This is a genomic window from Alphaproteobacteria bacterium, from assembly GCA_004295055.1.
Taxonomy (GTDB): domain Bacteria; phylum Pseudomonadota; class Alphaproteobacteria; order SHNJ01; family SHNJ01; genus SHNJ01.
Genome location: SHNJ01000007.1, coordinates 219266 through 230806 on the forward strand (window position 1 = coordinate 219266; position 11541 = coordinate 230806).

The window sequence follows — 11541 nt, forward strand, 5'->3', positions numbered from 1 at the left end:
GCTACAGCTTGATGAACAAGCTTGGCTGGGTGGTAACGCTTGTGGCCATAGCCAGCGGAATTTTGACTTACGTCACTTTGACCAGCAATCCCCCCTATGGTCCTGACCCGTATAAAGTAAAGTTATTGATGACGTTAAACGCGGCGATTTTATTGCTGCTTGGGTTTTTTGTTTATCGCGGCTTAAATTCGCTATTGATTACGCGCCGCCGCAACCGCGCCGGATCGCGCTTGCATACGCGCCTGGTTATTTTGCTTGGTTTTCTCGCGGTTGTTCCGACTATTTTCGTGGCGGCTTTTTCGGCCGTGTTTTTCAACCTCGGTGTCGAAGCCTGGTTTAGCGAGCGCGTCAATACCGCATTGCATGAATCCCGCACCGTCGCGGAAGCATATTTGCGCGAACACCAAGAAGTCATCCGCGCCGACATTCAAACCATGGCCGGCGATATTAACCGCGAAGCGCCAGATCTGCTCGGCGATCCCACATTCTTCAACAAGTTTATCGAAACCCATGCCGCATTGCGTTCCCTGGCCGAAGCCTTGGTATTCGATCCATCCGGCCGTGTTTATGCGCGATCTTCGCTGACATTCTCGTTGGAATTTGAACCGATTCCAGATGACATCATCGACAAGGCGGAGCAGGGCGACGTTGCCATTTTCACCAACGATACCGAGGATCGCGTTCGCGCCATTGTTAAGTTGGATAATATTCCTGGCGCGTATCTATATCTGGGCCGCTTAATTGATCCCGCCGTTCTGGTGCACATGGAACGCACCAAAGAAGCGGCGGAATCGTTCGAACAATTATCCGGCCAGCGCGATGATTTGCAGGTTCTGTTCATTATCGTCTATTCCGTTGTTGCGTTATTATTGCTGTTCGGCGCGATTGGCGTCGGATTAAATATCGCCAATAAACTTGTAAAACCAGTCGGCGATTTGATCGAGGCATCGGAACGCGTAGCCGCGGGCGACTTGTCCGTCCGCGTGGAACCAACCCCGGGCAGCAGTGAAATCGGTCAGTTGTCCAAGGCATTTAACCGTATGACCAACCAATTGGATACGCAACGCCGCGAATTGATCGAAGCCAACCGCCAAATCGATGCACGCCGCCGTTTTACCGAGGTTGTTTTGTCGGGCGTCAGCGCCGGCGTGATTGGCTTGGATGCGGAAGGTCAAATCCAATATCCAAACAAGCGCGCATCCGATTTGCTGAATATCGATTTAGAATCCAAAATCGGCGAACATTTGGGCGATATTCTGCCGGAATGGGACGAAGTACTGGAAAGCGTACTATTCAATCCCCGCAAGGACAAACCATTTGAGCAGCAAATTCAGCGGACGCTGGATGACGGCCAAACCCGCACATTATTATTGCGCGTCAGCATGGATTCAACCGACACGGATATTCGCGGATTCGTGGTTACGTTCGACGATATTACTCAATTGATGGTGGCGCAGCGCAGTTCTGCCTGGGCTGACGTTGCTCGGCGCCTAGCGCATGAAATCCGCAACCCATTGACACCGATTCAATTGTCGGCCGAACGCCTGAAACGCAAGTATTTAAAGCAAATTACCGAGGACCCGGACACTTTTGTCAATTGCACCGATACAATCGTGCGTCACGTCGAGGATTTGGGCCGGATGCTCGATGAATTCTCATCCTTTGCGCGGATGCCGGAACCGGTAATGAAAAACGAAAACCTGATCGCGATTGCGCGCGATTCGATTTTGCTGCAAAAAAATGCGCATTCAAAAATTCAATTTCAATTGCACACGCATGACAAAACCAATGTCTTGCTGAATTGCGATGCAAGTTTGATGCGCCAGGCGCTGACCAATTTGTTGAAGAACGCGGCCGAAGCGATCGAAGCAAAAGAATCTGTGGATAATGTTCCAGGTAAAATTGATATCGATATTGAGTCGGATGATACAAAAACCGTACTGACAATTTCCGACAATGGAAAAGGATTTCCCAAGGAAGGGCGGGAACGCCTGACAGAACCTTATGTTACGACGCGCGCGAAAGGAACCGGACTTGGTTTGGCGATCGTGAAAAAAATTGCGGAAGATCACAAAGGGGAATTATATCTTGGGGATAGTATTGCGGGTGGTGCAAAAGTTACTCTTGTGTTCTTTGCACAACAGGGTGTAAATTCAGAACATGAAAGCCACGCGAACGCGGCTTAAATGACACAGAGTTTATTACCCAGGGCGGTGAAAAATGAATATGACAACTGATCTAGATAACGATTTTGTTGAAAGTGTTAACGAGAATTCGGGCATTCGTCCGGAAATTCTGATCGTCGATGACGAAGCAGATATTCGCGAAAGCATCAAAGGCGTTCTCGAAGACGAAAAATATATCACCCGTACCGTCGGCACCGATGCGGATGCCATCAAGGCGATTCGTGAAAAACGCCCATCCTTGGTTATTTTGGACATATGGTTACAGGGCAGCAAATTGGACGGTATCCAATTATTGGAACAAATCCGCCGCGAACACCCGACATTGCCGGCCGTTATGATTTCCGGCCACGGATCGATCGAAGCGGCTGTGCGTTCGACCAAGATCGGGGCCTATGACTTCATTGAAAAACCATTTAAAGCGGACCGTTTATTATTAGTGGTCCGTAACGCCTTGCAAGCCGCGCAAATGAGCCGCGAACTGGAAGAATTGCGCCAATACAGCAGCAAGGAATCCGATTTAACCGGCAAATCGCAAACGATTCAAGCCGTACGCCAAACCATCGAACGCGTTGCGCCAACCAACAGCCGCGTTTTGATCACCGGTCCCGCCGGATCGGGCAAAGAAGTTGTCGCTCGCATGTTGCACGCGAAATCGCGCCGCAACTCAGGCCCATTCGTCGCCCTGAATTGCGCGACCATGCGTCCGGATCGTTTGGAAGTCGAATTGTTCGGATCGGAAGTCCGTAAAGATTCCGAAACAGGCCAGGTCAGCCGCAAGGTTGGCGTTCTGGAACAAGCCCATGGCGGCACATTGTTTTTGGACGAAGTGGCCGACATGCCGCTTGAAACCCAAGGCAAGATCGTGCGCGCTTTGCAGGATCAAACATTCCAACGCGTCGGCGGCAATACGCCAATTCGTGTCGACTTGCGGGTCATTGCTTCGACCAACCGCAATTTACAAGATTTAATGGCGCAAGGCCGTTTCCGTCAAGATTTGTATTATCGTTTGAACGTAGTGCCGATTCAGGTGCCAGCTTTGTCGCTGCGCCGCGAAGATATTCCAGATTTGGCAAAAGCATTTATGGAACGCGCCGCGGAAACTTCTGGCCTGTCGGCGCGCCGTTTATCCGATGATGCTTTGGCGGCATTGCAAGCCTATGACTGGCCTGGCAACGTGCGTCAATTGCGTAACGTGATTGAATGGGTATTGATTATGGCAGGCGGCGCGGCATCCGAACCGATCGGCGCTGATTTATTGCCACCGGATATTTCCCAGGCAACGCCGGATATTATGCGCCACGACCGTAGCGCCGAAATCATGACCTTGCCATTGCGCGATGCGCGTGAAGTATTTGAACGCGAATATCTGCTAGCCCAAGTCACAAGATTTGGCGGCAATATTTCCCGTACTGCCGCCTTTATCGGCATGGAACGTTCGGCCTTGCACCGCAAGTTGAAATCGCTGGGCGTGAATACGTCCGGCGCGGCCAACGATGGCGGTGAATTGCCAGCGACAACCGGTCAAGCTGTAGCGAGCTAAGATCAATCGATTTTATAAATATCATAGAGTGCAGAGGTTTTTTCTCTGCACTCTTTTGATTTTTACTTCTAAACTCTGTCATAATTCTGTCAGATTGTTATAATATTATTACAATTAACAGTTGATATTCATTATTTACAATAATGTGTATTTAGCCTATTAAAACCCGTCCATTACTGGTCATCCATAACAAAGAGAAAAACATATGGCCCAAGAAAAAAATCAAAACGTGCAGGATGTTTTCCTAAATAACATCCGCAAACAAAAAGTACCGGTTACCGTATTTTTGGTAAACGGCGTCAAATTACAGGGAATTGTTACTTGGTTTGATAATTTTTGTATTTTGCTTCGTCGCGATGCGATGTCGCAGCTTGTTTACAAGCATGCGATTTCGACCATCATGCCTGGCGGTCCTGTTTCGTTGTATGATCCAAAAGAAAACGAAACGATCGAAGCTGGCTCTGGCGGCGAACCTGCGAAAATATAATTACCGCAGAATTTCCGGCACATGCGTAAATCCAAGCTGACCGATAACCGTGTTCAGCGTACGAAGGTTTTTGTCCTGCATCCGGTGTTAAAATCGGAGCAGGGCAAGGGATCGCGTTCCGAACAAGCTTGTTTGGACGAAGCGGTTGGTTTGGCCGAAGCGATCGATTTGGACATATACGGCGCCGAAATTCTGACCTTATCCCAAATCACGCCGGCAACCTATATCGGCAAAGGCAAGGCCGAAGAATTAAAAGAAATTCTAACCAATGAAAAAGTAGCGTTGTTGTTCGTCAACGCGACCCTGACGCCTGGTCAGCAACGCAATCTGGAAAATGCCACCAAATTAAAAGTCATCGACCGCACCGGAATGATTTTGGAAATATTCGGCGCGCGCGCAAGAACGCACGAAGGCCGGTTGCAGGTCGAACTTGCCGCCTTGACGTATCAACGCAGCCGTTTGGTGCGTTCCTGGACCCATTTGGAACGGCAACGTGGCGGCGGCGGATTTTTGGGCGGTCCTGGCGAAAAGCAATTAGAGTTGGATCGCCGCATGCTAGAAGCGCGGATAGAGAAAATCAAAGTGGAATTAGCCGATGTTATTCGCACCCGCCGCTTGCAACGCAAGTCGCGTATTCGTAACGCTACCCCGACCATCGCCCTGATTGGGTATACCAACGCCGGCAAATCCACTTTGTTCAACACGTTGACCCACAGCGAAGTTTTGGCCAAGGATATGTTGTTCGCAACATTGGACCCGACCATCCGGCCCACCGTTTTGCCAAGTGGACGCAAGGTATTATTGTCCGACACCGTTGGATTTATTTCCGATCTTCCGACCGCCTTGATCGCGGCATTTCGCGCCACGTTGGAAGAAGTTCAAGAAGCGGATTTATTGTTGCATGTACGCGATATCGCGTCGCCGGAAACCGATGCGCAAAAATTGGATGTAGAACAAGTATTGTCGGAACTCGATATCGAAGAATCCGATTGGCGGGAACGCACCATCGAAGTCTGGAACAAAGTAGATTTGTTGCCCAAGAATGAAATCCCAACTCCAGAGCAAAATGACGTTCCTATATCCGCCATTACCGGGCAGGGCATGGATCATCTGTTACGCCTGATCGAACAGAAACTTGGGCAGGGAACGCTGCACGGCACTGTAACACTGCCACTGGAAGCCGGCGAAGCCATGGCCTGGTTATACCGCCACGCCCAGGTTAGCGCGCGCAAAGACCGGCAAAAGACCATGGCTTTGACCATTTCCATCGAAGCCGGTGAGTTAGAACGGTTTACGCATAAATTTGCCGCAATAGGCCCAAAATTCAAGACAGCATAAACATATAATATATTGATATATAACGATAATTTTACCAAGCTGGACAAGGGCACAATTGTGTTTTTTAACGGTTTGTTAGGTCTTTCATGACATTCTGGTTAATATAACAATAAAAAATATTTAACGAACGGCACATTAAAGGTAGGGCTTTTATGCGTTCGTACAGAACAGGGAGCCTGGAAGAGATCATAGAATCTCTCCCGGTCCGCAGCGAATCGAAAGAATTTAGAGCGATGCCATTGCCAGATCCTTCGGCTTCGGAAATCTATCGCCAATCGCGGCGGTTGCTGGAACAAATGTCGCATAATCCAGATGCGCTGCTGGGCGTAATTACCGCCAATTATCAACGCCTGAAAGAAGGCGATATCGATACCGTGTTTCCAGATAAACGCGCCACCGCCTGGCTTCGCGCCATGCATTTAATGACCGAGGTCGCCGCGCGCCTGTACGAACAAAACCCATACGAATTCAGCCAGCTGGAACGGATCGCAAAATCCCTGTATGTGATCGACGATTACATCAAACATAATCGCCATTGTCCGCCGGAATTGCGGGATATGGCTCCTACGAGCACCAACTAAGCGCCTATTTCCCCCTTGCCACTGTACACTAATCGGATATAATCCTAGTATTAAAGTAAAGGAAGATATCATGGCTTCAGGCGGTGGCGCTAAAGGTCGTTTAGGCGATCATATTAATGATCTAATCAGTCAAAGATCTTCTGCATTAACAAAAGCAGTAGGAATAATGGTACTTGCAGGCGTTTTTCTTATTGGTGGAAGTGCCGCCGTATTGGGATTTCTTGGAAAGGCAGCGGCTACGGTTGGAGTTATGGGAATACCAACAGCATGGGGTTTATTGGCCTCTTCACCAATTTTTATAGGATTAGGAGTTGCATTTTTTCGTGAGGCAGGACGGCTAGGACAAAGCATAGAATCCGCACAAATACAATATAGTAATTCGGGGACAAAAGGTAACACAGTTCATACTATTACGCCCAAATTTAATGAGGGAACAGCAGCAACGCAACCATCTTCGAGAACTCATCCGCTGCTAATGACTCCCACACCAGCAAAAGGGCCTGTCAATCAAACCTCTCCTGCCAAAGCTCCTCAAGTAAATCCACTACCGCAGCAGCCCCCTGGGACTGGACGGCCTGGCGGAGAGAGACCGTCACGATAAAATTAGGCCTTTTTCTTAGCCTTTTGCCATAATTCTTCGAATTCATCCAAAGACTTGGATTTCAAGTTTTCATTATTATTTTTTGTTTCTTTTTCAATATATTGGAATCTATTTTTAAACTTATTACTTGAAGATTTTAAAGATAGCTCAGGCGATAGTTTTAAATGTCTTGATAAATTACAGATAGAAAACAATAAATCGCCAATTTCTTCGGTAATTTTGGCCTTATTGCCGGATTTTATTTCCGCCTTTAATTCCTGCAATTCTTCTTCGATTTTGGCCAGTGGGCCATTCATGTCCGGCCAGTCAAATCCCACGCCAGCCGCGCGTTCCTGCAATTTCGTCGCAAACATCAGGGCAGGGAGAGCAGGCGGCACATCCCCTAAAATGGATTCATCGGCACCCTGCTTGGCCCTTTTCTCCGCTTGCTTTTTTTCGGCCCAGGTTTGATGCAATTCGGCTTCGGTCGTTATCGGTTGCCCTTTAAACACATGAGGATGCCGCCTTTCCAGCTTATCGGCTATGGCACCGGCAATGGCCTCAAAATCGAAATTACCGGCTTCCTCGGCCATCCGGGCATGAAATACCACCTGGAGGAGCAGGTCGCCCAATTCGTCGCGCAAATCGGCCATATCGCGGCGTTCAATGGCATCCAATACCTCGTAAACTTCTTCCAGCGTGTAGGGCGCTATGGTTTCAAAGGTCTGTTTGACATCCCAAGGACATCCATTCACCGGGTCGCGCAGCCGAGCCATGATTTGTAAAAGCCGGTCAATATTTTTCATTATTGGTTCAAAGGGAATAGGGAGAGTGGCGGTTTCATCCTGGCACCGTGCCAGACTTGGTTGTCCGCCTTATCCTCGCTGTAACTTGTTATTTATATAACAACACATTAAATAAGGAATATATATTATGGAAAATAATATATATCAACTACCAATAAAGACCTAGCCAATTAAACTAGGCCTGTCCACAATAAAATAAAGCTTATCCAGGTAATTTTACGCGGCCCGCTTATCAATCCAGGTGGTGTTTTGTTCGGTCTGGACTGGTTTGATTTCACTGATGCTTTGGGCAATCCAGCCTGGCGGATCGCTGGCCGGAAATGAGTCTTCCGAGGCTACCATAACCTTATCTGGCGTTTGATCGTTAGCGGCTATTAAGTCCTGAAACCAGTTCTTAAGTTTTTGCGAAATCATAAGCCCTCTCTATCCGCAATCTTTGATTGCATTGGTTGGCATGTAAATCGCGTAAACTATAAACCCCGGCCAAATAAAACGGCAAGCCGGAATCAAAAAAAATCCTAAAAATTTTATAAAATGCTGTCGTATGGCTTAAATATCTAAAACCATGCCATCAAAAGCCGGTTCCATGCCGGGTGGGCACTTAGCGAGGAGTTTATCGTAATCCAGCTGCGCGCTCATATGCGTTAGGATCGTCCGTTCTGGTTTCAATTGCCCTGCCCAGTCTACGACCTTGGCGAAATGGGCATGGCTTTGATGGGCCTCCAGTAAAAAGCAATCGATAATCCAGGTTTTGATGCCGGACAATGATTCCATCGCGCGCGGAGAGAAATCGACCACATCGGTACAATAAGCAAAATCGCCAATGCGAAATCCGAAACTTTTAATGAAACCATGTTCCTGTTCAATCGGCAGAATACTTAAATGCCCAACCTGAAACTGCTCAAACGGTTTAATCAGATTTTCCTGCAATTGCGGTTTATAAAATCCGTGGCCTTCGGGCAATTGTTTTAAAACATAGGAAAAAGATTTATGAATCTCATCCAAGGTTTGTTGCCCGGCATAAATCGGAATGGCTTTTTGCATCAACCGGTTCACGCCGCGCATATCGTCGATACCATGCAAATGATCGGCATGCGGATGCGTATATAAAACCGCATCGATTCGTTGAATATCCGATGCCAGTAATTGCTGGCGAAGATCCGGCGAAGTATCGACCAGAATTCCAAGGTCTTTATCTTCGATAAATATAGAAGGTCGCAGACGGCGGTTTTTCGGATTGTCCGGATCGCACCGGCCCCAATTATTGCCGATCAACGGCACCCCGCCCGATCCACCGCAACCAAGAATGGTGATTTTCATTCCACTTTATACCCTCCCCTTGAGGGAGGGTCAAACGCTGAAGTGTAGCAAAGCGTTTGGGGTGGGGATTGTGGTATTTAATAAAAAACCGCTGCTGTTTTAAAGCCTAGTCCCCACCCCAAAATTCCTGGCGGAATTTTGCGCCCTCCCTCAAGGGGAGGGCAATTGATTATTTATTTCTTCACCTTCTTAAACAACCTGTGAAAATTGTCGCTGGTGATTCTGCCGATTTCGGCCAGCGTTACGTTACGCACATCCGCTAGTTGTTGCGCGGTGTGCACGACAAAGGCAGGTTCGTTCGATTTGCCGCGCATCGGGCCAGGCGCCAGATAGGGCGAATCGGTTTCAACCAATATGCGATCGGCTGGCAAGATTTTAGCAATATCACGCAAATTCTGCGCGGTTTTATAGGTTAGAATACCGGAAAACGATACATAACCGCCCAATTCCACCCCTGCCCACGCCAATTTCTCGCTGCCGGTAAAACAATGCAATAGAAATGGAAAAGCGCCTTTGGCGGTTTCTTCCCGCAGAATTTTTTCCGTGTCTTCATCCGCATCTCGCGTGTGAATGATCAAAGGCAACTGAGTCTTGCGCGCAAAATCGATATGTTTGCGGAATACTTGATCCTGCACATCTTTGGGGGCGTAATCATAATAATAATCCAATCCAGCTTCACCGATGGCGATGACTTTGGAATGTTCGCAAATTTGCAGGAAATCATCATCTTCGATCATCGCTTCGGTCGATGCGTTATGCGGATGAATGCCGATGGAACAATAAATCATCGGGTTCGATTCCGCGATTTTCAATAAATTGTCGAACTGGCTTAATTTAGTACTGATACTTAGAACCTTGTCTACGCCCGCGGATTTGGCCCGCGCCAAAACGCCTGCAAGATCCGCGGATAAAGGTTCGTAATCAAAATGACAATGCGAATCGATCAACATATTAGGTTCCGGTTTTGGCTTCTTCTTCGACGAATCTTGGGAACACAGGCTGCGCTGGATTCAAGGCTGTGCCAGATAGCAATGCCGCCCCCGCGCCAACATTGGCGAAGGTACGTTTATTGTCGGGCACATTCAAGATGTGCAAGATCTTGGCCGAAGAATCAGGCATGAATGGTTGCGAAGCCAAAGCCAGATGACGAATTACTTCGAGCAATACGTACAACACCGTTTCCATCCGTGCTGGATCGGTTTTACGCAATCCCCATGGGGCTTGGAAATCGACATATTGGTTCGCGGCAACGACCAATGCGCCAAAAACATCCAACGATTTGCCGATCGCCTGGACATCCAATTCCTTGCGCATTTTATCGATCAAGCCATAGGCTTGGTTCAAGATTTCCTGATCAACCGGTTGCAGGCCATTATTTTTCGGCACAACCCCGCCAACATTTTTATGAATGAAGGCAACCACACGTTGCACCAGATTGCCGTAATCGTTGGCAAGTTCCGTGTTCATCCGTCGCAGCATTGATGCATGCGAAAAATCGCCGTCATTGCCAAACGGCACTTCGCGCATCATGAAATAACGCACTTGATCCAGGCCGTATTTTTTAACCAAACCTACCGGATCAATAACATTGCCCAGCGATTTCGAAATCTTTTGGCCTTCGTTGGTCCACCATCCATGCGCAAACACCCGTTTTGGCGGCGGCAAATCGGCGGCCATCAAGAATGCTGGCCAATAGACGCAGTGAAAACGAATAATATCCTTGCCCACCATATGCACATCGCATGGCCAGAAATTTTTAAAATCCGCACCGTTCACATCGGGATATCCGATCGCGGTGATATAATTGCTCAATGCTTCGATCCAAACATACATGATATGTTTGTCATCATTCGGTACTGGCACGCCCCATTTAAACGAAGTACGCGATACCGACAAATCCATCAACCCGCCTCTGACGAAGCTGAGGATTTCATTGCGGCGAGATTCTGGCGCGATGAAACCAGGATTTTCTTCATAGAATTTCAGCAGCCGGTCTTGCCAAGCGGATAATTTAAAGAAGTAACTTGGTTCTTCCACCCATTCGACATCCGCGCCAGTCGGCGCCTTGCCATTGACCAATTCACTTTCGGCGTAAAATGCTTCGTCGCGTACCGCATACCATCCGGCATATTTACCCAGATAAATATCGCCTTTTTCCACCAATTTGTTCCAGAATGCTTGCGCGCATTTCAAATGGCGCGGTTCGGTGGTGCGAATAAAATCGTCTTCGGAATAATTCATGGTGCGGCAAAGATCGCGGAAATTTTGCGATACTTTATCGGTAAAGGCTTGTGGCGCCATGCCGGCCTTTTCCGCCGCCTTTTCCACCTTTTGTCCATGTTCGTCGGTGCCGGTTAAAAACCGTACATTGTACCCGTCCAGCCGTTTAAAGCGCGACAAGACATCGCAAGCCAGCGTGGTATAAGCATGGCCGATATGCGGCGCGTCGTTGACGTAATAGATAGGCGTGGTGATATAAAAATTCTTTTGGGTCATAATTCCTCGTCCCTTTTTCCCGGCATCTAAGCGGCCATTTTGGCCATAACGTTCAGCCAGGTTTGCTTGCCGTCAAGATACAGGAATTGCTGCTTTCCAACAAGATCTTGCATTTGATCGTAATAATCCAGCCACCCCGAAGGCGTTTTCAGCCGCAGCATGATTTCCCGCGCGCTATCGGGCTGTGTCATACTCACTGGGCGGATC

11 protein-coding genes are annotated in these 11541 nt (G+C 48.2%); 6 read left to right on the plus strand and 5 right to left on the minus strand.

The window, feature by feature from the left end; all coding sequences use genetic code 11:
• The first annotated feature begins 11 nt into the window (after nt 1-11).
• From EYC62_02030 to EYC62_02055, 6 genes are all read left to right on the plus strand, one after another.
• The gene (locus EYC62_02030) at nt 12-2186 is read left to right on the plus strand and encodes a PAS domain-containing sensor histidine kinase (protein TAH37703.1); all 2175 of its coding nucleotides are present in this window, start codon (nt 12-14) and stop codon (nt 2184-2186) included.
• Nucleotides 2187-2280: 94 nt separating this feature from the next.
• Nucleotides 2281-3726, plus strand: coding sequence for a sigma-54-dependent Fis family transcriptional regulator (locus tag EYC62_02035; GenBank protein ID TAH37704.1), 1446 nt, complete (start codon nt 2281-2283; stop codon nt 3724-3726).
• 205 nt (nt 3727-3931) lie between these two features.
• Nucleotides 3932-4213: an RNA chaperone Hfq gene (locus EYC62_02040; protein ID TAH37688.1), complete on the plus strand. Its 282-nt coding sequence runs from the start codon at nt 3932-3934 to the stop codon at nt 4211-4213.
• 21 nt (nt 4214-4234) lie between these two features.
• Nucleotides 4235-5551 carry a GTPase HflX gene (hflX, locus tag EYC62_02045; protein ID TAH37689.1) on the plus strand — a complete coding sequence of 439 codons (1317 nt, stop codon included), beginning with the start codon at nt 4235-4237 and terminating at the stop codon, nt 5549-5551.
• A gap of 152 nt (nt 5552-5703) precedes the next feature.
• Nucleotides 5704-6132 (plus strand): hypothetical protein, encoded by a 429-nt coding sequence (locus EYC62_02050; GenBank protein TAH37690.1) that lies wholly within the window; start codon nt 5704-5706, stop codon nt 6130-6132.
• 70 nt (nt 6133-6202) lie between these two features.
• Nucleotides 6203-6733, plus strand: a complete 531-nt coding sequence (locus tag EYC62_02055; protein TAH37691.1) for a hypothetical protein — start codon at nt 6203-6205, stop codon at nt 6731-6733.
• Nucleotides 6734-6735: 2 nt separating this feature from the next.
• Here the strand turns inward: EYC62_02055 and EYC62_02060 are convergent, their stop codons facing one another.
• The 5 genes from EYC62_02060 to EYC62_02080 all read right to left on the minus strand — a co-directional run bounded on the left by EYC62_02060 (nt 6736) and on the right by EYC62_02080 (nt 11334).
• Entirely contained in the window at nt 6736-7518 is a 783-nt protein-coding gene (locus EYC62_02060) for a nucleoside triphosphate pyrophosphohydrolase (protein ID TAH37692.1), read from the minus strand.
• A gap of 216 nt (nt 7519-7734) precedes the next feature.
• The gene (locus EYC62_02065; GenBank protein ID TAH37693.1) at nt 7735-7932 is read right to left on the minus strand and encodes a hypothetical protein; all 198 of its coding nucleotides are present in this window, start codon (nt 7930-7932) and stop codon (nt 7735-7737) included.
• A gap of 135 nt (nt 7933-8067) precedes the next feature.
• Nucleotides 8068-8838 (minus strand): MBL fold metallo-hydrolase, encoded by a 771-nt coding sequence (locus EYC62_02070; GenBank protein ID TAH37694.1) that lies wholly within the window; start codon nt 8836-8838, stop codon nt 8068-8070.
• Between the two features lie 173 nt (nt 8839-9011).
• Complete coding sequence (locus EYC62_02075; GenBank protein ID TAH37695.1) at nt 9012-9788, minus strand: TatD family deoxyribonuclease; 777 nt, start codon at nt 9786-9788, stop codon at nt 9012-9014.
• A gap of 1 nt (nt 9789) precedes the next feature.
• Nucleotides 9790-11334 (minus strand): methionine--tRNA ligase, encoded by a 1545-nt coding sequence (locus EYC62_02080; GenBank protein TAH37696.1) that lies wholly within the window; start codon nt 11332-11334, stop codon nt 9790-9792.
• Nucleotides 11335-11541: the final 207 nt, after the last annotated feature.